Origin of the sequence: Burkholderia sp. JKS000303, from assembly GCF_002563755.1 — a bacterium.
In the GTDB taxonomy this organism is placed as follows: Bacteria; Pseudomonadota; Gammaproteobacteria; order Burkholderiales; family Burkholderiaceae; genus Burkholderia; species Burkholderia anthina_B.
In genome coordinates, this window is the sequence record NZ_PDBZ01000001.1 from 522,089 (window position 1) to 545,584 (window position 23,496).

Here is a 23,496-nt window from a genome sequence, read left to right on the forward strand (position 1 = left end):
CGTCAGTTTTCGCGTCATGGATTCCGCATTCGACCGAGCGTATGCCGCGCACCGCGCGGGCCACCTCGCCGAGGCCGAGCACGGCTACCGTGCCGCGCTCTCCACCAACCCGGCCGACGCCGACGCACTCCATCTGTTCGGCGTGCTGCGGCATCAGCAGGGTCAGCATGCCGAGGCGGCCGATCTCGTCGGGCGCGCGGTCGCGCTGCGCCCGGGCGACGCCGCACTGCAGCTCAACCTAGGCAACGCGCTGAAGGCACTCGGCCGGCTCGACGAAGCGATCGACCGCTTTCGCAACGCGCTGACGCTCGCGCCCGAATTTCCGCTCGCGCACTACAACCTCGGCAACGCGTATGCGGCGCTGCAACGCCACGAAGATGCCGTCGACGCATTCAGCCGCGCGCTTCGGCTCACGCCCGACGATGCCTCGATCCACAACAATCTCGGCAACGCGCTGAACGCGCTCGGCCGCCACGACGACGCGCTCGCCGCATTCCATCGCGCACTCGCGCTGCGGCCGGGACACGCCGGCGCGCACAACAATCTCGCGATGGCGCTGAACGCGATGGGCCGGGCCGACGACGCGATCGCGCACTTCCAGGCCGCGATCGCCGCGCAACCGCGTTTCGTCGCCGCGCATTTCAATCTCGGCAACACGTTCGAGGCGATCGGCCGGCACGTCGAAGCCGCCGCCGCGTTCGAAGCCGCGCTTGCACTGCACCCGCCGTTTCCGCTTGCACTCTTCGGGCTCGCGAACGCGCTGAGCGCGCAAGCGCGCCAGCGCGATGCGCTGCCCTACTACGAACGCGCGGTCGGCCTCGATCCGTCGTTCGGCCTCGCGTGGCTGAACCTCGGCAACGCGCATCACGCGCTCGGCGCACACGAAATGGCGCTGCGTGCATTCGACCAGGCGTTGCGCGTCGCGCCCGACCTGAAGCTCGCGCAACTGCACCGCGCAGTCACGCTGCTGACGCTGGGCGACTTCACCCGCGGCCTGCCCGCTTACGAAACGCGCCACGACACGCCGGGCGCACCGACGCTCGGCGCACTGCCGCGCTGGCAAGGCGAGCCGATCGCGTCGCGCACGCTGCTGATCCGCGCGGAACAGGGGTTCGGCGACACGCTGCAGTTCGTCCGCTTCGTGCCGCTGGCGCGTGCGCGCTGCGCCCGCGTGGTGCTCGAGGTGCAGCCGGAACTCGTCGCGCTGCTCGCGCCGGCCGCCGCGCACTGGCGCGTGACGCTCGTCGCACAGGGCGCCGCAAAGCTGCCGGCCGCAGACGTTGCATGCACGCTGATGAGCCTGCCGTTCCTGCTCGGTCTGCAGCCGGCCGAGATCGTCGCGGACACGCACTACCTCGGCGCGCCGGACAGCGCGCGCCGGCGCTTTCGCGGCTCACTCGGCGGGCAGTCGAAGCGCAAGTTCGGCCTCGCATGGTCGGGGCGGCGACAAGCGCAGGAAAACCGCTCGATGCCGTTCGACGCACTCGCGCCGCTGCTCGCGCTACCCGACATCGACTGGGTCGTGCTGCAGCCGGCACTCGACGACGATGAACGGGCACGCGTCGATGCGCACCCGCGCGTGCATCGTCTCGACGGCCGCCTGAACGATTTCGCCGACACGGCCGCGCTGATCGAACGGCTCGACGGCGTCGTCACAATCGATACGGCCGTCGCGCACCTTGCGGGCGCGCTCGGCAAGCCGCTGTGGATCATGCTGCCGTTCGCCGCCGACTGGCGGTGGTTCACTCGCCACGACTGCCCGTGGTATCCGCAGGCCACGCTCGCCCGTCAGCCTGCACCGGGCCAATGGTTCGACGTGGCGACGGCGGTCGCCACCGCGCTGCGCGACGGCTGAATGCCCCGGCGACCGAGCGCATACGAAAAAAGGGAGCGCACTGCGCTCCCTTTTTCATTCGACACGATACGCCGATGCGTCGCCTGCGGCGTCAAGCCGCCTTGTACTGATTGCGCGACTCGGGCGTGCGATACAGCACGAGCGTCGCGATCAGCCCGCAAATCGCTGCGACGCTCAGCCACAGCCCCGGCGCGGCCTTGTTGCCGGTCTGGTGAATCAGCAACGTCGAGATCGCCGGCGTGAAGCCGCCGATCGTCGTCGCAAGGCTGTAGGCGAGCGAGAAACCAGCGGTGCGCACGTCGGCCGGCATCACTTCGGTCAGCGCGACGACCATCGCGCCGTTGTACGAACCGTACAGGAACGACAGCCACAGCTCGACCGCGAGCAGCCGCAGGAACGACGGATCCGCGACGAGCCACTGTACCGCCGGATAAGCCGTCAGCAGCGTGAGCACCGTGAACGTGATCAGCACCGGGCGGCGGCCGATCCGGTCCGACAGCCCACCGGACAGCGGCAGCCAGACGAGATTGGACAGGCCGACGCAGACGGTCACGACGAGCGCGTCGAGCGACGACAGGTGCAGCACTTCCTTGCCGAACGTCGGCGTGTACGCTGTGATCATGTAGAACGACACCGTCGTCATGATCACCATCCCCATGCCGGCGATCACGACGCCCCAGTTCTCGAGCATCGACCGCATGATCTCGCCCATCGTCGGACGATGGCGCTTCGCGAGGAACTCGTCGGTCTCCTTCAGCGAACGCCGGATCAGGAACAGGAACGGCACGATCAGGCAGCCGATCAGGAACGGAATGCGCCAGCCCCACGCGGTCATGTCTTCGGCCGGCAATGCGCGGTTCAGCAGCACGCCGACGAACGCGGCGAACACGACGGCAACCTGCTGGCTGCCCGATTGCCACGACGTATAGAAGCCCTTGTGGCCCTTCGTCGCGATCTCCGACAGGTAGACCGACACGCCGCCAAGCTCGACACCCGCCGAAAAGCCCTGCAGCAGCCGGCCGAGCAGCACGAGCGCCGGTGCGAGCACGCCGATCGTCGCGTAGCCGGGCACCGCGGCGACGGTGAGCGTGCCGAGCGCCATCAGCCCGAGCGTCAGGATCAGCCCCTTGCGGCGGCCGTGATGGTCGATGTACGCACCGAGCACGATCGCGCCGACCGGCCGCATCAGGAAACCCGCACCGAACACCGACAGCGACAGCATCAGCGACGCGAACGCATTGCCGCTCGGAAAGTATGTTTTCGCGATGGCCGACGCGTAATACCCGTAGACCATGAAGTCGTACATTTCCAGGAAGTTGCCGCTGACGACCCGGAAAACCGTACGGACTTTCGATTCCTGCGCACCGGCGTGTGATGCTGTGGACATGTTTTTCTCTCAGCTCGGATGGCGCGACGTCCGCGCCGTGTGAATCCGGCGATGCGCATCGCGCCAGGCCGGCGCGCACGGGCATCACAGCCTGCTGGCGACACGTCGTGCCACGATGCGCACGCCGGCATGGTTCACAAATGATGCCACGCGAAACCGACAATTGCCTTGTAGCGGGCCTGCGGTTGCCATCGCCGCATTCTGCTCGTACTAATCGCCTCGAAAATACCGCCAAAATCAGATTGATCCGATCGACCGATCGCCGGCGTCTGACCACAATGGCACGACCAACGACGATATGCGCGCCACGCGCCGACATGGTTGCCCGTGTCGCGCAGCGCACCGCCCTCATGACCCCATCGCCCCTTGTTGCCGTCGAAGGCCGGCTCGCCCGCCCTCGCGTCACCCCGCTCGACGGCGTGCCGTCATTCGGCCGCGAGTGGACGTTCCGCGGCGTAGCCGGCGCCCGGCTCGGCAAGCACTGCCTCGCCACGCTGACGACGTCGTGCATCGACGTCGACGCCCCACATCGCACGTGTCGCTGGCTACCGCTGTCCGCGACGCGACCGTCGTCGGCCGACCTGCCGGCCACCCCGCCGACCCCGGCCATCCTCCCCCGCCCGGGCTACCGGCCGTATCCGAGACTGCATGACCGGCGTGCGATACATGCCGCCTGCTGGAGCATCGGCGCGCTCGGCATCATCGGCTGGCTGATCGTCGCGCACGAACCGTTCGCGGATTTCACGGCCGCGCCGGCGCTTCACACCACCGGCATCATTCTCGAGCACGCCACGCAATCCGCCGGTGAGGTGCGCATTGCCGCTGCGCCGCCTGTCGCGCCGCCCCTCGCCGCGGCACCGCACACCGCCCCCGTCGCGACGTCAGCCCGCACGTCATCGCCGCACGGCAAGGCACCGGACGCGCAGCGCGTCGCCAGCGCCTCGACGTCATCGCCGCATCGGCCGAACGGCCCGCGCACGACCACCGCACGCGTTCGCGCGGCCGTCTCTTCGCCCGCGGTTGATTCCCGGCTCGCCGCTCGCCCGCCGGTCACGCACCTCGCATCGCGTGCGCCGGTTCGCGCCTCCCTCGGCCCGCCGCCGCCCTCGCGCGCGTCGCACGACGACCCGCTCGACAATCCGCTCACGCTGATCGCACTGGCAAACACGCTGAATGCCGAACGCTCCGTGCGCGCGGCGAACGCACCCGCCGCCGGTTTCGACTGGACAGCGCAACTGTCCCACCGCCGCGTGACGGACACCTTCACCCGCTGACGCGCGCCCAACAAAAAACCCGGCGAAGCATGCTTCGCCGGGTTTCGTTCGTCCGCCGATCCTGCTGGACCGACGCGTCGTCACTTGCGCGCGGGCAACCCCGTTTCGGCCTGCCGCTCGAGTTGCCGCACCTGCTCCTGCAGATCGCGCAACTGCAGTTGCGCCGCCCGCTTCTCGACCTGCAGCGCCTGCGTCTGCTCCTGCGCCGACTGCTGTCGCTGCGCGACCTCGGCCTGCTGGCTGCGCGCGACGCTCAGGTCGGCCTCCAGTTGCTGCGCCCGGCTCGCCTGCAGCGCGATCACGCGCTCGAGAAACTGCTTCTGCGCCTGCAATTCGGTGCGATGGATCTCGACTTCCGAGAGCTGCACCGTCTGCTGCACGAAGTTCGCGTACACCATCTCCGCGCGGCCCTTCTCCTGCGACCTGATCACGCGCCACAGATGCTTGTCCTGGAACAGCGCGACGTAGTACGTCATCTCGCCCGGATCGAACATCAGGCTCGCGCCGTAGCTGCCGTTGTAGGTGGTGCGCATCTCGACGATCCGCCCGTCGTGGAGCATCTGCGTGAGCTCGGCGACGTTGCCTTGCGCGGCAGGATCCGTCGCCGACGAGGACGACGCCGATGCCGCGGGCGCCGCATCGCCGCTCAGGCTCGTGACCGCGGGACGGGTGCCCGCGACGGGCGCGGTCGCGTCGGCGGACCACGCCGCGCCTGCGTGCACGCAGGCGGCCATCGCAACGATCCACGTTGCGCATCGTGCAGGGGAAAAATCTCGGAAGGCCAACGTCAGACTCCGGCGAATGAATCGGGAGTCGCGATTATCAGTCAAAACGAAATGGCCGCATCTCGAATTTAACGGGATGCGGCCAGCCTGCCTGCGAGGCGCTGCAAACGCTTGCTACAGACGCGTTTCGCGTGCCGCGCGCAGGAATGCATCGAGCAGCGGCGTGCAGTCGAGCAGTTCGGCGCCGCCCGCGCGATGGAACTCCGGGTGCCATTGCACGCCGACCACGAACGGCGCACGCCGGTAGCGGATGCCCTCGATGATCCCGTCGCCGGCCGACACGGCCTCGATGTTCAGATCGCGGCCGAGATCGCGAATCGCCTGATGGTGGATCGAGTTGACGATCGCTTCGCTGCGCCCGGGGAACATGCTCGCGAGCGACGACGTGTCGGGGAAGCGGATCGCGTGGCGATGCTGGTCGTAATGCTCGCTCACGTGCGGATTCGCGGTCGGCACGTCGGTCGCGATGTCCTGGTACAGCGAGCCGCCGAACGCGACGTTGATCAGCTGGCAGCCGCGGCACACGCCGAGCACCGGCTTGCCGGACTCGACGAACTCGTGAAACAGCTCGAGCTCGTACATGTCGCGTACGCGGTCGCCCGGCCATTCGGGACGCGCATCCGACGCCGCGTAGGTTTGCGGCGACACGTCGGCTCCGCCTTGCAGCAGCAGGCCATCGAGATGTTTCGCGTAGTCGCGCAGACGGATGTTGCTCGGATGCAGCATGCCCTGATGCCCGACCGTCGGAATCATGAACACGAGCACGTCGCGCGACATCACCCAGTGCGCGATCGATTCCTCCAGATACTGCAGCGTCTTGCCGCGCAGCCCCTTCGCGCCGGGCTCCGGATGGAAGATCCGCGCCGACACGCCGATGCGCAGCGTGCGCTGCGTGATGCGCTGCCCGGCACGGTCGAACAGCCGGCGCGCGCGCGCCGCAATGATCCGGCCGAATACCGACCACGGCGTGTCGCTGTGCTTCAGGTAGGCCGGCGGCGCATTCTGCGCGCTCGCAGGCGGCGGCCGCGGCGTGTCGAAATCAGGCGGCGCGCCGAAGCCGGGCGGCGGTGCACCGGGTTTCGGCGATGCCGCGTTGCCATCAGCAGTGGCGACCGTCGCGCCGGGCGCGCCCGGCTCCGACGCCGCCGTGACCGGCGATGCGCCGTCCTCGGCAACGTTCTGCGCAGCAGCCTGCGCGTCGGGCGTTTTCGCCGGCTCGGAACGGGGGGAATCGGAAGAAGCGGAAGAGGTGCCGGGCAGACCGGCCGGGGGAGGCGTGGTTTCGCTCATGACGATGGTCTGGTACGTCGCTCGCGCGTATTGGATTGACGAGGATTCATTATGCTTCAGGGCACGATCGCGCGGTAAACCTGCAACATCCTGTCGATATTGTTGCAAGTCGTCGCATCCGACAGCAGGACCGCCCGACCCTTATTGGGCGGCGCCCGAACCCCTCCCCGCACGCACACTGGACATCAGTGATATATCACAATAATATTCACGAATCGTCCACGCTCCCGATTCCCGCGCCATGATCGCGCCCCGCCCGGCCGCCGCGCCGCCGTCCGCATGAACACCCTGACCGACGCACTCCGCGACCGGCCCGCCGCCTCGGCGGTCAGCCTCGCCGACCGCGCGTACGCGCTGATCCAGCGCGACATCATCACGATGCGACTGAAGCCGGGCGCCGCGCTCAACGAAGCCGATCTCGTCGCGCGTACCGGCATCGGACGCACGCCCGTGCACCAGGCCGTGCACCGGCTGGTGCTCGAGGGGCTGCTGTCGGTAATGCCGCGCAAGGGACTGCTGGTCCAGCCGCTGTCGCTCGACGACATCGTGTCGGTGATCGACGTGCGGCGCATCAACGAAGCGTACTGCGTCGAACTCGCGGCGCGCCACGCGACGCCCGACGATCTCGCGCGCATGGCCGCGCTGCTCGGCGACGGGCAGGCATGCGTCGACACGCACGACGTCGAAGGCATGATGGAGCTCGACCGCGCGTTTCATCAGGCGATTGCCGCGGCGGCCCGCAACACCGTCCTCGCAGAAGTGCTGCGCGCGCTGCACGAACGCTCGCTGCGCTTCTGGTTCGTCACGCTGTCCGAGCCGCACCATTTATCCGATGTCCAGCGCGAACACCGGGAACTGTTCGAGCGGCTGTCCACGCGCGACGCCGCCGGCGCACGCGCGGCCGTCGAACGCCATATCGATTCGTTTCGCGCCACCCTTGTCCAACATCTTCGCCCCTGAGCCGCTCATGACCACTTTCACGCCCTTCCCCCCGCTCGCCCAGCTCGCCGCCGACCTCGCCGCCGGCCGGACCACGAGCCGCGCGCTCGTCGACGTCGCGCTCGACCGAATCGCCGATCCGTCCGGCCAGGGCGCCGCCGTCTTCACCGAAGTCGACGCCGACAACGCGCGCGCGGCCGCCGATGCGCACGACCGCCTGCGCGCCGCCGGCACCGTGCTGTCGCCGCTCGCGGGCATCCCCGTGTCGGTCAAGGACCTGTTCGACGTCGAAGGCCAGGTGACCCGCGCCGGTTCGCGCGTGCTCGACGGCGCGCCGCCCGCGAAGGCCGATGCGATCGCCGTCGCGCGACTCAAGCGCGCGGGCGCGGTGCTGGTCGGCCGCACCAACATGAGCGAATTCGCATTCTCGGGGCTCGGGCTGAATCCGCACTTCGGCACGCCGCGCTCGCCGTACCATCGCGACGTGCCGGGCGATGCGCGCATTTCGGGCGGCTCGTCGTCCGGCGCGGCCGCATCGGTCGCGGACGGGATGGCCGCCGTCGCGCTCGGCACCGACACGGGCGGCTCGATCCGCATTCCGGCCGCGCTGTGCGGGCTCACCGGCTTCAAGCCGACCGCGAGCCGGATTCCGACGCAAGGCGGCGTGCCGCTGTCGACCACGCTCGACTCGTTCGGCCCGATCGGCCTGAGCGTTGCATGCTGCGCGCTCGTCGACCGGATGCTCGCCGGCCTCGAGCCGCACGTGCCGGCCGCTCGGCCGCTCGAAGGCGTCCGCCTCGGCGTGCTGACGAACTACGTGACGGATGGGGTCGATGCCGACGTCGCCGCCGCGCTCGACGCGTCGCTCAAGCACCTCGAAGCGGCCGGCGCAATCGTCACGGAAGTCCGCTTCCCGGCACTCGACCGCCTGGCGGAAATCAACCGCTTCGGCTTCTCGCCGATCGAGGCATACGCGTGGCATCGCCCGCTGCTCGCGCAGCATCGCGACCAGTACGACCCGCGCGTGCTGTCGCGCATCCTGAAGGGCGAACCCGCGAGCGCGGCCGACTATCTCGACCTGCTCGCCGCGCGCGCGGCCATGCTCGACGAAGCGGCGCATTCGGTCTGGTCGCGTTTCGACGCGCTCGTCGCGCCGACGGTGCCGGTCGTGCCGCCGCGCATCGCCGAGCTCGAAGCCGACGATGCCGAATTCACGCGCACCAACGCGCTGATCCTGCGCAATCCGAGCGCCTTCAACTTCCTCGACGCGTGCGCGCTGTCGCTGCCGTGCCATCCGCGCGACGCGGCGCCGGTCGGCCTGATGCTCGCCGCCGCGCCGCATCGCGACGACGCGCTGCTCGCGATCGGCCAGTCGGTCGAGGCCGTGCTGAACACGATCCGGTGACCTCGCAGGCTGCATGACGGCAGCCCCGGCGGCGCAAGCAGCACGTGCGGCGGGGTGCCGCACGTGCGCTGTCAGTTTCGTGCCAGATCGTTCGCGCTAAAATCGCGCGATTGATTGATCATCGGACCGACCAACGACAGGAATCCCGCCGACATGAACGACTACACGCTCGCCCTCCGCCGTGAACGCCGCTTGCTAATGCTGCTCGGATGGGTGTGCATCGCCCTGCTGGCCGGTGCGCTGTACCTGCAGTACGTGAAGAACGAAGACCCGTGCCCGCTGTGCATCATCCAGCGCTACTTCTTCGCGTCGATCGGGATCTTCGCGTTCCTGGCCGCCGGGATGCGCAACTGGCGCGGCATCTGGGTGCTCGAGCTGCTGATCGCGATCGCCGCGGCCGCCGGCGTCGGCACGGCCGCGCGGCATCTGTCGATCCAGATGAATCCGGGCTTCAGCTGCGGCTTCGACACGCTGCAGCCGATCGTCGACAGCCTGCCGCCCGCCCATTGGTTCCCCGGCATGTTCAAGGTCGCCGGCCTGTGCGAGACGGTCTACCCGCCGATTTTCGGCATCCTGCTGCCCGGCTGGGCGCTGATCGGCTTCGCGGTGATCCTGGTCGCCGTCGTGTCGAGCCTCTGGCGCCATCGCCGCAAGCTCGCAGGCTGACCCGCCGCGACGCGCGGCCCGTCCATCGACCGGCGCCGCGCAGCCGGCTCCCGCTCGCCCGGCCGTGCCGGCAGCGTCCCGAGCGGTGCGCATTCTGCGCGCCGCGCGTAAACACCTATCCCCGCCGCCGCCCGGATGTCCGGGCGAACGCGCATCACACGACATCGCGCTCACGCCCCGCCACACGTGCGTTTCGGCCCGATGCACACGCATCGAAGCCCCGATCCCGCGCGGCGGGCCTATGATCGACATGATCGCCGTCTGATAGCCCGGATCACCGTCCGGCGATGTTCCCGTCGCCTTGCGGTGCTATCTTCGCGACTGGATGGCGATCTACGTGCGCGAGGCCAGGCGGTCTCACCTCCTGCGTAACGCGCGCCCGATCCGCAATGTCGACTGGATTCATCATGACAACGCAAACCATCCGCATCCGTCACCCTCATGGCGTCCGCACGTCCCGCGGCGTCGTTCGCGCGCGCCCTCGGCGCACTGCCGCCGCACCGCATCAGCCGTGTGGCCGGCCCGCCCCGCTCCCGTCCGTTCTCGTTGCCGCCGCGTCCGCCAGCCCGCGCCGCGTGTCGTGCCACGTCGTCCCGCGCGGAGCATGCTGATGGAAGCGTGGCTCGGCGATCTGCAGCAATTGCTCGCACACGGCGAAGCGGCCGTGCTCGTGACGGTCGCGCACACCGACGGCTCCGCGCCGCGCGAGGCCGGCACCAAGATGCTCGTCACGCGCGACACGGCCCGCCATACGATCGGCGGCGGTCATCTGGAATGGAAGGCGATCGAGATCGCGCGACATCTGCTGAAGGATGGCGCGCATGTCCCCCACGCACGCCGGCTTGAACGGCTCGCGCTCGGCCCGAGTCTCGGCCAGTGCTGCGGCGGTGCGGTCGTGCTCGCGTTCGAGCGGCTCGACGTCGGCGATCTCGGCTGGATCATGTCGCTCGCGAAGCGTGTCGCGGCGGGCGCCGCGACCGTGCGTAGCGTATCATTCGGCCCCTCGCCGGGCGCGCCGCTGCTGAGCGAGCCCGAATCGCCGGCGGCGCGTGCCGATTGCCTGTTGTGGGAAACCGGCGGCGTGTCGCTGATGACCGAAACGATCGCACCGTATGCGTTCCCCGTCGTGCTGTTCGGCGCCGGACACATCGGCACCGCGCTCGTGAAAGTGCTGGCGACGCTGCCGTGCCACGTGCGCTGGATCGACGGACCCGATGCGGTGTTCCCGCCGGCCGACGCGCTCGCCGGCATCGGCAATCTCGCGATCGACGCGCTCGCTGCCCCGGCCGACGCCGTCGACGCAGCGCCGCCGCACGCGTACTTCGTCGTGATGACGCACGACCATGCACTCGATTTCGTGCTGGCCGAGCGCATCCTGCGACGCGGCGACTATGCGTACTTCGGGATGACCGGCTCGCACGCCAAGCGCGTGCAGTTCGATCATCGTCTCGCTGCGATCGGCATCGACCCGGCCCAGGTCGCGCGGATGCGCTGCCCGATCGGCGTCGAAGGCATCATCGACAAGGCGCCCGAAGTCATCGCGATCTCGGTGGCCGCGCAATTGCTGCAGGCCGTCGAGGCGAACGCGCCCGCGCAGGCTTCCCCTACATTCTGACCGACCAAGAACAACGCCATGACCCCGACATTCAAGGACAAGATTGCCCGCGCACCAAAGGCGGAGCTGCACATCCATATCGAAGGCTCGCTCGAGCCCGAACTGATTTTCGCGCTCGCGCAGCGCAACGGCGTGAAACTCGCATACGACTCGATCGACGCGCTGCGCGCCGCGTACGCGTTCACCGACCTGCAGTCGTTCCTCGACATCTACTACGCCGGCGCGAGCGTGCTGCTGACCGAGCAGGATTTCTACGACATGACGGCCGCGTACTGCGAGCGCGCGCTCGCCGACAACGTCGTCCACACCGAATTGTTCTTCGATCCGCAGACGCACACCGAACGCGGCGTGCCGATCGACACGGTCGTCGCGGGCATCGACCGCGCACTCGCCGATGCCGAGCAGCGCGGGCTGTCGAGCAAGCTGATCCTGTGTTTCCTGCGCCACCTGTCCGAAGACGACGCGCTCGCGACGTTCGAAGCCGCGTTGCCGCTGTTCGAGCGCTATCGCCATCGTCTGATCGGCGTGGGCCTCGACTCGTCCGAACTCGGCCATCCGCCGACGAAATTCGCGCGCGTGTTCGAGAAGGCGCGCGCACTCGGGTTGAAGCTCGTCGCGCATGCGGGCGAGGAAGGCCCGCCCGCCTACATCTACGAAGCGCTCGACGTGCTGAAGGTCGACCGGATCGACCACGGCGTGCGCAGCATCGAGGACGCGGCACTCGTCGAACGCCTCGCACGCACCCGCACGGCACTCACCGTGTGCCCGCTGTCGAACCTGAAGCTGTGCGTGTTCGACGACATGGCGAAACACACGCTGAAGGCGCTGCTCGATCGCGGCGTCGCGGTGACGATCAACTCGGACGATCCGGCCTATTTCGGCGGCTACGTCAACGATAACTACTTCGCCACCGTCGACGGGCTGCAACTGACGGACGCCGACGTGCACGCGGTGATCCGCAACGGCTTCGAGGCGTCGTTCGTCGACGCCGATCAGCGCGATGCGCTGATCGCGCGTCTCGATACGTACTGGCAGGCCGCGTAATGCGCCGGCATCGAGGTTCACCAGACAGATGAAACACCGCAACGACATCCGCTTCGCGACGACCGGCTCGGCACTGCGCCGCGCCGGTCGTGCACCGTGCGTGCTGGCGGGCACGGCATCCGTCGCCGGCATGGCGACGACGCTGTCCGCCGTCGCGCGCCAACGCCTGTCGTTGCGGCTCGTCGTGCCGTTCGTCGCCGTGCCGGTCACGCTTGCCACTGCAATCGCGGCGCTGCCGGCTGCCCTGGCCGCTGCGCTCGTGTGCGCCATCGCAGCCCGCAGCGCGTCACGCTTCGCGCCCGTGCCACGCGCGCATCGTCACCGCGTGCGGACGCCGGCTGCGCCGTCCACCCTGTCGCGCGCCCGGCGCCGACCGTTTTCTTCTGTTCGCCTTACCTTGATGCAGGATCATTCGTCATGACGCAAACCGCTTTCCGTTCCCAGCTGCTGACCTTCAACGGCGACCCGGCGCAGTCGAGCCAGGCCGCGAACTACGAGACCGACGGCCTCCTGATCGTCGACGACGGCAAGGTCGTCGCGGCCGGCCCCTATGCGAAGCTCGCCGCGACGCTCGCGCGCGATGCGATCGTCCACGATCTGCGCGACAAGCTGATCGTGCCCGGCTTCATCGACACGCACATCCACTATCCGCAGACGGACATGATCGCGTCGCCGGCGCCCGGCCTGCTGCCGTGGCTCGACAAGTACACGTTCCCGACCGAGCGCCAGTTCGGCGATCCGGAGCATGCGCGCGAAGTCGCCGATTTCTTCGTCGACGAACTGCTCGCGTGCGGCACGACGAGCGCGCTCGTCTACTGCACCGTGCACAAGCAGTCGGCCGACGCGCTGTTCGCGGCGAGCGACGCGCGCGACCTGCGGATGATCGCGGGCAAGGTGCTGATGGACCGCAACTGCCCCGAGTTCCTGCGCGACACCGCGCAATCGGGTTATGACGACAGCGCCGAGCTGATCGACCGCTGGCATGGCAACGGCCGCCAGATGTACGCGCTTACGCCGCGCTTTGCGCCGACTTCCACCGAAGCGCAGCTCGAGGCGTGCAGCGAACTCGCGCGCCGCCACCCGGACGTGTTCGTGCAGAGTCACGTCGCGGAAAACGTCGACGAAGTGAAATGGGTCGCCGAGCTGTTCCCCGGCCACCGCAGCTATCTCGACATCTACGACCGCTACGGGCTGCTGCGTCCGCGCGCCGTGTACGGCCACTGCATCCACCTCGACGACGAAGACCGTCGCCGGATGGCCGAAACGCGCACCGTCGTCGCACACTGCCCGACGTCGAACTTCTTCCTCGGCAGCGGGCTGTTCGACTTCGACAAGGCCGGCGAATACGACGTGCCGGTCACGCTCGCGACCGACGTCGGCGGCGGCACGTCGTTCTCGATGCTGCAGACGATGAACGAGGCGCACAAGGTCGCGCGGCTGTCGGGCCACCACCTGACCGCGACGCGGATGTTCTGGCTCGCGACGGCCGGCGCCGCGCAGGCACTCGATCTCGCCGACACCGTCGGCACGCTCGCGCCGCGCACCGAAGCCGACTTCGTCGTGCTCGACCCGCAGGCGACGCCGCTGCTCGCACGCCGCTCCAAGCGCGCGGACTCGCTCGAGGAATTGCTGTTCGCGTTCGCGCTGCTCGGCGACGACCGCGCCGTGTACCGCACGTACGCGGCCGGCCGGCTCGTGCACGAGCGCGGCGCGGCGCGCGGCGCCTCCGCGTAACGTCCCGTTTGCTCCACCCTGCTCCGGCGTACGCTGTCGCGCATGCCGGAGCCGCCGGATTCTCGCGGAACATCGCACGCGGCACGCGCCGTGCTAGAATTCGCCGCTCATTGGGGAGTAGCCGCTCCGCTCGATGTCCCGCGCCCCCGGCGCGCATCGTGACGGAGGCGTCCGTCAACAGACTTGGCCGTACGGCCATGGCGGACGCAGCCACCGAGGCCTGGCGAGACCGATGGTTCACTGCGCGCCGCTTCAGGGCCCGGCGCGCGGCGGATCGTCGCTCGCACGCACAACACCGGCCCGTGGAACCCCATACGTGTCCCAAGCCTTCCTGATCTCCACCGGCGCCGTCGCCCTCGCTGAAATCGGCGACAAGACCCAACTGCTGTCCCTCGTGCTGGCCGCGCGCTATCGCAAGCCCGTGCCGATCATTCTCGGCGTGCTCGTCGCGACGCTCGTCAACCACGGTTTCGCCGGTGCGCTCGGCGAATGGCTCGGCGTGCTCGTCACGCCGTCGATCATGCGCTGGGCGCTCGCGTTCTCGTTCATCGCGATGGGGTTGTGGATCCTCGTGCCGGACAAGCTCGATGCCGACGAAGCCAATGCGACGCGCTCGCGGCTCGGCGTGTTCGGCGCGACGCTCGTGGCGTTCTTCCTCGCGGAAATGGGCGACAAGACGCAGATCGCGACCGTCGCGCTGGCCGCGCGCTTCCAGGATTACATCGGCGTCGTGGCCGGCACGACGTTCGGGATGATGCTCGCGAACGTGCCCGCGATCCTGCTGGGCGACCGTTTCGCGCACCGCCTGCCGACGAAGCTCGTGCACGGCATCGCGGCCGTGCTGTTCGTCGTGCTCGGCGCACTGGCGTTGTTCGGCGTCGGGATCTGACGCCCGCGGGCGTGGCGCGGCCGGGCGGCCGCGCCGATATCGCGCGTTACTTCGCGACCGCCGCACCCGATGCCGGCGCGGCCGGCACCGCACGCTCGTTCGCCGCCGGCGGCACCGCCGGCCCGCCGTGCTTGTCGACCGGCAGCCGCACCGTGCGGATCGCGCCGTTCGCCAGCGGGAAATCGGCGAGCGCACTGCGCGCGAGGAACGGCATCGCATACATCAGCGCGCCGTTGTCGCCGGTGGTGCGCGCGGTCACGTTATAGACCTCCTTGCCGGTCGCGCGCTCGGTGATCCGGATGCCGAGCGTGTAGTCGAAGACCTGGTAGGTCTGCGCGACGTAGCCGGCCGGCACCGGCCCCCAGGGCCCCCACGGGCCCCACGGCCCGCCTCGCCAGTACGGCCCCGGCCCCATGAACCACGGGTCGTAGTAGACCGGCTGCGGCACCGTCACGAGATCGCTGCCGACCCCGTACGTGAGCCCGACCAGATAATGCGCCTGCACCGTCGGTACCTGCCGGAATGCATACGCGGACAACTCGTTCGCGACGATCGGCTCGTAGGTCGACTGCTCGATGCTGTGTTTCTGCGCATCGGTGCGCGTAAAGGCATAAGTGCGTGTCGCGTCGCTGCCGCTCCAGTCGGAGAAGGCCGTGACCTGCGTCGTCACGTAGCTCGTGCAGCCCGTCAGCAGCGCCACGCACAGCACCGCCGCCCAGCCCGCACCGCGTTGAATCCATTCGCGTTTCATGTCGATCCTCGTCGATCCGTCACCCGTTCGTCGCACCGTGCGAAGCGTACGGGATGCCGATAATACGCGGACAGCCGGAACCGGTAAAAAGTTCGCCCGGCACGCGGCCGCAAGCCTTTGTACAATGGGCCGATTCGCCCGGCCCGCGTGGCGGGCCCGATCCCCACTCCACCGATCTCGACGACCATGTCCGACAACGCTTCCTCCACCGTGATTCGCCGCGCCGACTACACGCCGCCGGCGTTCCTCATCGATTCCGTCGCCCTCGAATTCGATCTCGCACCGGCCCGTACGATCGTCAGGAATACGATGCGCGTGCGCCGCAATCCGGACGCGGCCCCTGCCCCGCATCTGGAACTGATGGGCGAAGCGCTCGAATTCCTCGGCGCGCATCTCGACGGCGCGCCGTACGGCGCGGTGCGTGCGCACGAACACGGGCTGACGGTCGAAAACGTGCCCGATGCATTCGAGCTGACGCTCGACAGCGCGTGCGCGCCGGACCAGAACACGACGCTGTCCGGTCTCTACGTGTCGAGCGGCAACTTCTTCACACAGTGCGAGGCCGAAGGCTTTCGCCGCATCACCTATTTCCTCGATCGCCCCGACGTGATGGCGTCGTACACCGTCACGCTGCGCGCCGACAAGACCGCGTATCCGGTGCTGCTGTCGAACGGCAACCTCGTCGATTCCGGTGAGCTGCCCGACGGCCGCCACTTCGCGAAGTGGGAAGACCCGTTCAGGAAGCCGAGCTACCTGTTCGCGCTCGTCGCGGGCAAGCTCGTCGCGATCGAGGAGAAGATCACGATCGGCTCCGGCAAGGAAAAGCTGCTGCAGGTCTGGGTCGAACCGGCCGATCTCGACAAGACCCGTCACGCGATGGATTCGCTGATCCACTCGATCCGCTGGGACGAGAAACGCTTCGGCCTCGAGCTCGATCTCGACCGCTTCATGATCGTCGCGGTCGGCGACTTCAACATGGGCGCGATGGAGAACAAGGGGCTCAACATCTTCAACACGAAGTACGTGCTGGCGAACCCCGAGACCGCGACCGACACCGATTTCGCGAACATCGAATCGGTGGTCGGCCACGAGTACTTCCACAACTGGACCGGCAATCGCGTGACCTGCCGCGACTGGTTCCAGCTGAGCCTGAAGGAAGGCCTGACCGTGTTCCGCGACCAGGAATTCTCGGCCGACATGGCCGCGGGCGACGCCGTCGAATCGGCGGCGCGCGCGGTCAAGCGCATCGAGGACGTACGCGTGCTGCGTCAGCTGCAGTTCGCCGAGGACGCGGGCCCGATGGCGCACCCGGTGCGCCCGGAAAGCTACGTCGAGATCAACAACTTCTACACGATGACCGTCTACGAAAAAGGCTCGGAAGTCGTGCGGATGTACCAGACGCTGTTCGGCCGCGACGGGTTCCGCAAGGGGATGGACCTCTACTTCCAGCGCCACGACGGCCACGCGGTGACCTGCGACGACTTCCGCCACGCGATGGCCGATGCGAACGGGCGCGACCTCGCGCAGTTCGAGCGCTGGTACAGCCAGGCCGGCACGCCGCGCGTGTCGGTGCGCACTGCGTACGACGCAGCCGCACGCCGCTATACGGTCACGCTCGCACAAGGCTACGGCGATGCGTCGGCCGCCGCGCGTGACACGCAGCAGGGGCCGCTGCTGATTCCGTTCGCGATCGGCCTGATCGGTCGCGACGGCCGCGACCTGCCGTTGCAGCTCGACGGTGAAGCGGCCGCAGCGGGCACGACGCGCGTGCTCGACTTCACCGATGCCGAGCAGACGTTCACGTTCGTCGACGTGCCGGAGCAGCCGCTGCCGTCGCTGCTGCGCAATTTCTCGGCACCCGTGATCGTCGAGTACGACTACAGCGACGACGACCTCGCGTTCCTGCTCGCGCACGACAGCGACCCGTTCAACCGCTGGGAAGCCGGCCAGCGCCTCGCGACGCGCGCGCTGCTGACGCTCGCCGCGCGCGCCGCCGCGAACGAGTCGCTCACGCTCGGCGAGAACTTCGTCGCCGCGTTCCGCCGCGTGCTGACCGACGCGAGCCTGTCGCCCGCGTTCCGCGAACTCGCGCTGACGCTGCCGTCGGAAACCTACCTGGCCGACCAGATGGCCGAAGCCGATCCGGCCGCCGTGCACCGCGCACGCCAGTTCGTGCGCCGCCAGCTCGCGACCGCGCTGCGCGCCGAGTGGCTCGCCGCGTACGAGCAGCAGCAGACGCCGGGCGCCTACGAGCCGACGCCCGAAGCGTCCGGCCGACGCGGGCTGAAGAACCTCGCGCTGGCGTATCTCGCCGAACTCGAGGATCCGGCCGACGGCGTGCGCATCGCGACCGCGCAGTACGACGACGCGAACAACATGACCGATCGCGCGGCCGCGCTCGGTGCGCTGCTGTCGGCGGCGGCCTCGGGCGCGAACGAGGCGGCCGAACATGCGCTGGCCGACTTCTACCGCCGCTTCGAGAAGGACGCGCTCGTGATCGACAAGTGGTTCGCGATGCAGGCCGCCCAGCGCGGCACGTCGGCCCAGCCGACGCTCGCGAAGGTCCGCAAGCTGATGGCGCATCCCGCGTTCAACCTGAAGAACCCGAACCGCGCACGCTCACTGATCTTCAGCTTCTGCGCGGCGAACCCCGCGCAATTCCACGCGGCAGACGGCTCCGGTTACGCGTTCTGGGCCGAACAGGTGCTCGCGCTCGACGCGATCAACCCGCAGGTCGCCGCGCGCCTCGCACGCTCGCTCGAACTGTGGCGCCGCTTCACGCCGGCGCTGCGCGACCGGATGCGCGAAGCGCTCGAGCAGGTCGCCGCCGGAGCGAAGTCGCGCGACGTGCGCGAAATCGTCGAGAAGGCGCTCGCGTAACGCGCCCTGTCGCGTCGCGTTGGCGCGCGACGAAGCCGGTGCCGCCCCGTTGCGGCGCCGGCTTTTTTATTGCTCGAATGATTGCGTAAGCGATTGCCCGGGCGCGGGCGGGGTCGGAGCCGGACACCGCTTCGGGCGCCCCGATTTCCCGCCGCCGCAGCGCGCATCCACAGCCTCATCCCCGCCGAAACCCGGCCGCTTCGGCCGCCCGGCCGTGTAACGGGACGAAAAAAGCCGGCGGGTCGGGAAGCACGACAGGTAAAATTGCGGCAATTCAAGGATTTTTGGCCTTTCGGAGTCAGTCATGTCCATTGCCCGCCGCACCACGCTGTCCAAGTTCCTGATCGAACAGCAACGTGAGACCAACAACCTCCCCGCCGACCTGCGCCTGCTGATCGAAGTGGTCGCCCGCGCGTGCAAGGCGATCAGCTACAACGTGTCGAAGGGCGCGCTCGGCGATGCGCTGGGCACCGCCGGCAGCGAAAACGTCCAGGGCGAAGTGCAGAAGAAGCTCGACATCCTGTCGAACGAGATCCTGCTCGACGCGAACGAATGGGGCGGCAACCTCGCCGCGATGGCATCGGAGGAAATGGAAACGTTCTTCCCGATCCCGGAGAACTACCCGCGCGGCGAATACCTGCTCGTGTTCGATCCGCTCGACGGCTCGTCGAACATCGACGTGAACGTGTCGATCGGCACGATCTTCTCGGTGCTGCGCTGCCCGGACGGCAAGCAGGCCACCGAGGAATCGTTCCTGCAGCCCGGCACGGAGCAGGTCGCGGCCGGCTACGCGGTGTACGGCCCGCAAACCGTGTTCGTGCTGACGACCGGCAACGGCGTGAACTGCTTCACGCTCGACCGCGAAGTCGGCTCGTGGGTGCTCACCCAGAGCAACATGCAGATCCCGGCCGAGACGCGCGAATACGCGATCAACGCATCGAATGCACGCCACTGGTACGAGCCGGTCCAGCGCTACGTCGACGAACTGAATGCCGGCAAGGAAGGCCCGCGCGGCGACAACTTCAACATGCGCTGGATCGCATCGATGGTGGCCGACGTGCACCGGATCCTGAACCGCGGTGGCATCTTCATGTACCCGGCCGACAAGCGCACGCCCGATCGTCCTGGCAAGCTGCGCCTGATGTACGAAGCGAATCCGATGTCGTTCATCGTCGAGCAGGCGGGCGGCGCCGCGACCACGGGCACGCAACGGATCATGGAAGTGCAGCCGACCGGCCTGCATCAGCGCGTGCCGGTGTTCCTCGGTTCGAAGAACGAAGTCGAGCGCGTGACCGGCTATCACACCGACAGCCAATAAATTTGCACTGCAGCACTAGACGAAGGTGCGAGACGTCAGTACAATCGCGCCTTCTCGATGTGGCCCTAACCGGCTGCATCACAGTGAAGTGAAAGCGGGAAGTCCGCCGGATCGATGGTTTCGCGAAGCAGCAGCAGCAAGCTGAAAAAAATTCGCAAAACCTATTGCCAAGATCTCGGATTTCACCATATAATTTCATTTCTCTGCTGCCGGTGTAGCTCAGTTGGTAGAGCAGCGCATTCGTAATGCGAAGGTCGTAGGTTCGACTCCTATCTCCGGCACCAAGATATAAAGGCCTGACAAGTGATGCTTGTCAGGCCTTTTCTCTTTTCTGACCACGTTTCTTCCAGCCACATTTCCGGCTGCGATTTCCGATACACGAAATCGTGCGCCCGTCCTCTCCCCGCCCACACCGCTTGCGGGCATCTCCCGACTCACGCGCCGCACGCCGCCGATTACAATCGCCGGACCACCCGCCCTTCCCGAGCATCATGCGCACCTGGCGTCTCGACCGACCGAACCTCAGCGGGCAACTGGATGTATCCCGCGCGACCGGTCTCGTCGCCGCGATCGGCGGCAGCGAGCCGAATGCATTCGCCGGCGAAGTCCTGAAGCTGTTCGACGATGCGCTGTCCGTCACGCAGTGCACGATCTTCGCGTACGAGTTCGGCAATCGGCCACGCACGATGTCGGTCGCCGATCATCGCGGCGGCCGCTACCTGCGCGATGTCGCCGACACCTATGCACGACATTTCTACGCGCTCGACGGCAATCAGAAGATCGTCTCGGCCGCACACCGCGGCACGCATCGCCGCGACGTGCTGCTGCATCAGCAGGCCAGCGACGAAATCGGTCACGACGCGTACCGCGCGGCCTGCTATCGCGGCCCCGACGTCTCCGACCGTCTCGCGCTGCTGATGCAGCCGAACGATTCGACCTGGCTGTCGATCAACCTGTATCGCGCGCATCGAAGCGGCGCATTCCAGCCGCGCGAGATCGCCGCCATCGAAACGCTCGCACCGCTGATCGTGCAGGCCGCACAGCATCACTACACGCTCGCGGGTTCGGCGCAGATCGGCATCCCGCAATTGATGCTTGCGCGACTGCGCGCCGCATGCCCGGCGCTGTCCAAGCGCGAACTCGACGTGCTGCGCGGCGTACTCGAAGGCCAGACCGCGCACGAGATCGGCGAGACGATCGGCGTGAAGGCATCGAGCGTCGTCACCTACCAGAAGCGCGCGTACCGGCGCCTCGGCATCTCGAGCCAGCGCCAGCTGTTTGCGCTGTGCCTGCAACCCTGAACACGACCAGCCGGCCCTGACCGTTATCGGGGTAAATCCCGGCCCGCCGACTGCCGTTCGCTGTACCCGGAATGGGGACAGCCGGGCCTGGCGCGGCTTCCATACTGCATCGACCTGCCGCACGCATCGCGCGATGGCGTGCGCGTTCGACCACCGCAACCTGGAAGCCAACGATGGCCATCGAATTCAAGCCATACCCGTTCGTCGCCGAGCTCTACCCTGCGCACCTGCCGGCCTGCAGCGACGGCGTCGAGACGCAACGACACCGCGTCGCGATCGTCGGCGGCGGCCCGGTCGGGCTCGCCGTCGCGCTCGGCCTCGCGAACCACAGCATTCGCAGCGTGCTGCTCGAAGCCGACGATTCGGTCTGCCATGGCAGCCGTGCGATCTGTATCTCGCGACGCAGCCTCGAGATCATCGAGCGGCTCGGTGCGCTCGACGACTTCCTGCGCGTCGGGCTGCCGTGGACCGGCGGGCGCAGCTTCTACCGTCACGACGAAGTGCTGCATTTCACGATGCCGCAGGACGAAAACCAGAAGCTGCCGCCGATGGTGAACCTCGCGCAATATCACATCGAGCAGTTCCTGCTCGACGCCGCGCTGCGCCGCCCCGAACTCATCGAGATCCGCTGGCAGACGAAGGTCGCGGGCGTGATGCAGCACCCGGACGGCGTGCATCTGGACGTCGCTACGCCGCTCGGCAGCTACGCACTCGAAGCGGACTGGATCGTCGCGAGCGACGGCGGCCGCAGCACGATGCGCGATGCGCTCGGCCTGTCGCTTCACGGCACGCGCTACGAAGGCCGCTACGTGATCGTCGACATCGCGCTCGACAGCGACCGGCCGACCGAACGGCTCGCGTACTTCGACCCGGCGTCGAACCCCGGCTCGACGGTGCTCGTCCACAAGCAGCCCGACAACGTCTGGCGCATCGACTACCAGTTGCGCGACGACGAGGATCCCGACGCCGCGGTGAAACCCGAGAACGTGATCCCGCGCGTGCAGAACCTGCTCGACATGATGGGCGAGCGCGGCGACTGGTCGCCGATCTGGATCACGATCTACAAGGCGAACGCACTGACGCTCGAGCGCTACCGGCACGATCGCGTGCTGTTCTGCGGCGACGCCGCGCATCTGGTGCCGATCTTCGGCGTGCGCGGCGCGAATTCGGGTATCGACGATGCCGACAACGTCGCGTGGAAACTGGCGTTCGTGATCCGCGGCCTCGCGTCGGACGCGCTGCTCGACAGCTATTCGGACGAACGCGTGTTCGCGACGCACGAGAACCTGCGCTACGGCACGAAAAGCACCGAGTTCATGGCGCCGCCTTCGTTCGCGTTCGACCTGATGCGCAAGGCCGTGCTGACGCTCGCGGTCCGGCATCCGGCGTTGCGTTCGCTGATCAATCCGCGCCAGACGTCCGCGATCGCGTATGCCGCGTCGCCGCTCAATGCGCACGAGCGCGATGCATTTTCGGCCGGGCCGGCGCCGGGCACGATACTCGCGGAATGTCCGCTGATGCTGCCGGCATCGCATGACGACGGCAACGACGCGGGCCCGACCCGCGGCCACCTGACCGATCTCGTCGGCCCGCGTTTCACCGCGCTCTGCTTCACGTCCGACGGCATGCCCTGCCCGTCGCTCGTCGACCTCGAACGGCGCCTGCAGGACGCCGGACTGCCGTTCTCGCTCGTCACGCTCGCGCGGCACGCCGCACCGCGACACCGCGCGTGCCGCGGCTACGATGCCGACGGCCGGTTGTTCGACCTGTACGGCGCACGCGAGGGCACCGTCTATCTCGTGCGGCCGGACGGTCACGTCCTCGGCCGCTGGCACGACGCACGCGCCGATGATCTCGGCAACGCACTCGAACACGCGCTCCACTCGCGCACGTCATCCGACCTTCAGGAGAACGCATGATGACCGACATCGAACGCGACACCCTCTATACCGATCTGTGCCGCACGATGACACGCATCGGCGAAACCGACACAGCGCTTTTTCTGGCCCGTTTTGCACTGCTCGCCATCGAAACGATCGGCGACGCCGCGACCGTCACCCAACTGATCGACGAGGCCGGCCACGGCCTGCCCGATGCAGCCGAACCGACGCCAGCATCCGGACGATGACGCACGACGCAATCGCACCGCTTCCGTCGCCCGTTCATTACAAATTCATTTCATCGCGTATCGCCTGCGCGTGCGCCGCGCCATAGCCAGACGAATCCCCTGGAAAAACCGGTTAAGGGTGCATAACATTACTTAACGATTCCGACCCGTCTATCGCGTTACATTGCGTGGGCGGCGCGGCAGTCGCAATGCCGCCCTCGCGTAGCTTGCGGCGAAACAGCCGACGTCCGGTCAT

19 protein-coding genes, 1 tRNA gene and 1 riboswitch are annotated in these 23,496 nt (G+C 68.0%); of the genes, 16 read left to right on the top strand and 4 right to left on the bottom strand.

Going from position 1 to position 23,496, the window contains the following annotated elements; all coding sequences use genetic code 11:
- Positions 1–16: 16 nt before the first annotated feature.
- Entirely contained in the window at positions 17–1,855 is a 1,839-nt protein-coding gene (locus BX604_RS02470; protein ID WP_441301357.1) for a tetratricopeptide repeat protein, read from the top strand.
- A 91-nt stretch (positions 1,856–1,946) separates the two neighbouring features.
- Here the strand turns inward: BX604_RS02470 and BX604_RS02475 are convergent, their stop codons facing one another.
- A complete protein-coding gene (locus tag BX604_RS02475) occupies positions 1,947–3,242 on the bottom strand; it encodes an MFS transporter (protein ID WP_098549423.1) in 1,296 nt (431 codons plus the stop codon).
- A gap of 317 nt (positions 3,243–3,559) precedes the next feature.
- On the opposite strand from BX604_RS02475, the gene BX604_RS02480 reads away from it, so the two are divergent.
- Positions 3,560–4,516 carry a hypothetical protein gene (locus BX604_RS02480; protein ID WP_257146267.1) on the top strand — a complete coding sequence of 319 codons (957 nt, stop codon included), beginning with the start codon at positions 3,560–3,562 and terminating at the stop codon, positions 4,514–4,516.
- An 80-nt stretch (positions 4,517–4,596) separates the two neighbouring features.
- Here BX604_RS02480 and BX604_RS02485 read toward each other — a convergent pair whose 3' ends face one another.
- Together BX604_RS02485 and BX604_RS02490 are read right to left on the bottom strand one after the other, a co-directional pair.
- Complete coding sequence (locus BX604_RS02485; RefSeq protein WP_098549425.1) at positions 4,597–5,250, bottom strand: DUF2968 domain-containing protein; 654 nt, start codon at positions 5,248–5,250, stop codon at positions 4,597–4,599.
- 165 nt (positions 5,251–5,415) lie between these two features.
- Entirely contained in the window at positions 5,416–6,591 is a 1,176-nt protein-coding gene (locus tag BX604_RS02490) for a gamma-glutamyl-gamma-aminobutyrate hydrolase family protein (RefSeq protein WP_098549426.1), read from the bottom strand.
- Between the two features lie 279 nt (positions 6,592–6,870).
- On the opposite strand from BX604_RS02490, the gene BX604_RS02495 reads away from it, so the two are divergent.
- From BX604_RS02495 to BX604_RS02535, 8 genes are all read left to right on the top strand, one after another.
- Positions 6,871–7,551, top strand: a complete 681-nt coding sequence (locus tag BX604_RS02495; protein ID WP_098549427.1) for a GntR family transcriptional regulator — start codon at positions 6,871–6,873, stop codon at positions 7,549–7,551.
- 7 nt (positions 7,552–7,558) lie between these two features.
- Positions 7,559–8,935 carry an amidase gene (locus BX604_RS02500; protein WP_098549428.1) on the top strand — a complete coding sequence of 459 codons (1,377 nt, stop codon included), beginning with the start codon at positions 7,559–7,561 and terminating at the stop codon, positions 8,933–8,935.
- 153 nt (positions 8,936–9,088) lie between these two features.
- The gene (locus BX604_RS02505) at positions 9,089–9,601 is read left to right on the top strand and encodes a disulfide bond formation protein B (RefSeq protein WP_098552675.1); all 513 of its coding nucleotides are present in this window, start codon (positions 9,089–9,091) and stop codon (positions 9,599–9,601) included.
- A gap of 610 nt (positions 9,602–10,211) precedes the next feature.
- Positions 10,212–11,216 (top strand): xanthine dehydrogenase accessory protein XdhC, encoded by a 1,005-nt coding sequence (gene xdhC / locus BX604_RS02510; RefSeq protein WP_098552676.1) that lies wholly within the window; start codon positions 10,212–10,214, stop codon positions 11,214–11,216.
- An 18-nt stretch (positions 11,217–11,234) separates the two neighbouring features.
- The gene (locus BX604_RS02515) at positions 11,235–12,260 is read left to right on the top strand and encodes an adenosine deaminase (RefSeq protein WP_098549429.1); all 1,026 of its coding nucleotides are present in this window, start codon (positions 11,235–11,237) and stop codon (positions 12,258–12,260) included.
- Between the two features lie 130 nt (positions 12,261–12,390).
- Positions 12,391–12,681: a hypothetical protein gene (locus tag BX604_RS02520; protein ID WP_257146268.1), complete on the top strand. Its 291-nt coding sequence runs from the start codon at positions 12,391–12,393 to the stop codon at positions 12,679–12,681.
- Positions 12,678–13,994, top strand: a complete 1,317-nt coding sequence (gene guaD, locus BX604_RS02525; RefSeq protein WP_098549431.1) for a guanine deaminase — start codon at positions 12,678–12,680, stop codon at positions 13,992–13,994. The genes BX604_RS02520 and guaD overlap by 4 nt, the downstream gene beginning before the upstream one ends.
- A gap of 100 nt (positions 13,995–14,094) precedes the next feature.
- Positions 14,095–14,232: riboswitch (yybP-ykoY riboswitch) on the top strand.
- A 78-nt stretch (positions 14,233–14,310) separates the two neighbouring features.
- Positions 14,311–14,883 carry a TMEM165/GDT1 family protein gene (locus BX604_RS02535; RefSeq protein ID WP_098549432.1) on the top strand — a complete coding sequence of 191 codons (573 nt, stop codon included), beginning with the start codon at positions 14,311–14,313 and terminating at the stop codon, positions 14,881–14,883.
- A gap of 46 nt (positions 14,884–14,929) precedes the next feature.
- On the opposite strand, the gene BX604_RS02540 is transcribed toward BX604_RS02535, so the two are convergent.
- Positions 14,930–15,634 carry a DUF4136 domain-containing protein gene (locus tag BX604_RS02540; protein WP_098549433.1) on the bottom strand — a complete coding sequence of 235 codons (705 nt, stop codon included), beginning with the start codon at positions 15,632–15,634 and terminating at the stop codon, positions 14,930–14,932.
- A gap of 186 nt (positions 15,635–15,820) precedes the next feature.
- Here BX604_RS02540 and pepN point away from each other — a divergent pair, with 186 nt between their 5' ends.
- The 6 genes from pepN (at position 15,821) to BX604_RS02575 (ending at position 23,261) form a co-directional block, all read left to right on the top strand.
- Positions 15,821–18,514, top strand: a complete 2,694-nt coding sequence (gene pepN, locus BX604_RS02550; protein ID WP_098549435.1) for an aminopeptidase N — start codon at positions 15,821–15,823, stop codon at positions 18,512–18,514.
- Positions 18,515–18,818: 304 nt separating this feature from the next.
- Positions 18,819–19,832 (top strand): class 1 fructose-bisphosphatase, encoded by a 1,014-nt coding sequence (locus BX604_RS02555; protein WP_098549436.1) that lies wholly within the window; start codon positions 18,819–18,821, stop codon positions 19,830–19,832.
- A gap of 208 nt (positions 19,833–20,040) precedes the next feature.
- A tRNA-Thr gene (locus tag BX604_RS02560) sits at positions 20,041–20,116 on the top strand.
- 207 nt (positions 20,117–20,323) lie between these two features.
- Positions 20,324–21,133, top strand: coding sequence for a helix-turn-helix transcriptional regulator (locus tag BX604_RS02565; protein ID WP_098549437.1), 810 nt, complete (start codon positions 20,324–20,326; stop codon positions 21,131–21,133).
- 173 nt (positions 21,134–21,306) lie between these two features.
- Positions 21,307–23,052 carry an FAD-dependent oxidoreductase gene (locus BX604_RS02570; RefSeq protein WP_098549438.1) on the top strand — a complete coding sequence of 582 codons (1,746 nt, stop codon included), beginning with the start codon at positions 21,307–21,309 and terminating at the stop codon, positions 23,050–23,052.
- Positions 23,049–23,261, top strand: coding sequence for a hypothetical protein (locus tag BX604_RS02575; RefSeq protein ID WP_098549439.1), 213 nt, complete (start codon positions 23,049–23,051; stop codon positions 23,259–23,261). Before BX604_RS02570 ends, BX604_RS02575 begins: the two co-directional genes overlap by 4 nt.
- The last annotated feature ends 235 nt before the right edge of the window (positions 23,262–23,496 follow it).

Excerpts from the sequence above, each read along its gene's own strand:
- BX604_RS02570 (WP_098549438.1), top strand. The coding sequence starts at position 21,307 with ATGGCCATCGAATTCAAGCCATACCCGTTCGTCGCCGAGCTCTACCCT.
- BX604_RS02540 (WP_098549433.1), bottom strand. The coding sequence starts at position 15,634 with ATGAAACGCGAATGGATTCAACGCGGTGCGGGCTGGGCGGCGGTGCTG.
- BX604_RS02475 (WP_098549423.1), bottom strand. The coding sequence starts at position 3,242 with ATGTCCACAGCATCACACGCCGGTGCGCAGGAATCGAAAGTCCGTACG.
- BX604_RS02505 (WP_098552675.1), top strand. The coding sequence starts at position 9,089 with ATGAACGACTACACGCTCGCCCTCCGCCGTGAACGCCGCTTGCTAATG.
- BX604_RS02495 (WP_098549427.1), top strand. The coding sequence starts at position 6,871 with ATGAACACCCTGACCGACGCACTCCGCGACCGGCCCGCCGCCTCGGCG.
- BX604_RS02485 (WP_098549425.1), bottom strand. The coding sequence starts at position 5,250 with ATGGCCGCCTGCGTGCACGCAGGCGCGGCGTGGTCCGCCGACGCGACC.
- guaD (WP_098549431.1), top strand. The coding sequence starts at position 12,678 with ATGACGCAAACCGCTTTCCGTTCCCAGCTGCTGACCTTCAACGGCGAC.
- BX604_RS02500 (WP_098549428.1), top strand. The coding sequence starts at position 7,559 with ATGACCACTTTCACGCCCTTCCCCCCGCTCGCCCAGCTCGCCGCCGAC.
- BX604_RS02575 (WP_098549439.1), top strand. The coding sequence starts at position 23,049 with ATGATGACCGACATCGAACGCGACACCCTCTATACCGATCTGTGCCGC.
- BX604_RS02490 (WP_098549426.1), bottom strand. The coding sequence starts at position 6,591 with ATGAGCGAAACCACGCCTCCCCCGGCCGGTCTGCCCGGCACCTCTTCC.
- pepN (WP_098549435.1), top strand. The coding sequence starts at position 15,821 with ATGTCCGACAACGCTTCCTCCACCGTGATTCGCCGCGCCGACTACACG.
- xdhC (WP_098552676.1), top strand. The coding sequence starts at position 10,212 with ATGGAAGCGTGGCTCGGCGATCTGCAGCAATTGCTCGCACACGGCGAA.
- BX604_RS02480 (WP_257146267.1), top strand. The coding sequence starts at position 3,560 with ATGGTTGCCCGTGTCGCGCAGCGCACCGCCCTCATGACCCCATCGCCC.
- BX604_RS02515 (WP_098549429.1), top strand. The coding sequence starts at position 11,235 with ATGACCCCGACATTCAAGGACAAGATTGCCCGCGCACCAAAGGCGGAG.
- BX604_RS02520 (WP_257146268.1), top strand. The coding sequence starts at position 12,391 with ATGGCGACGACGCTGTCCGCCGTCGCGCGCCAACGCCTGTCGTTGCGG.
- BX604_RS02555 (WP_098549436.1), top strand. The coding sequence starts at position 18,819 with ATGTCCATTGCCCGCCGCACCACGCTGTCCAAGTTCCTGATCGAACAG.
- BX604_RS02470 (WP_441301357.1), top strand. The coding sequence starts at position 17 with ATGGATTCCGCATTCGACCGAGCGTATGCCGCGCACCGCGCGGGCCAC.
- BX604_RS02565 (WP_098549437.1), top strand. The coding sequence starts at position 20,324 with ATGCGCACCTGGCGTCTCGACCGACCGAACCTCAGCGGGCAACTGGAT.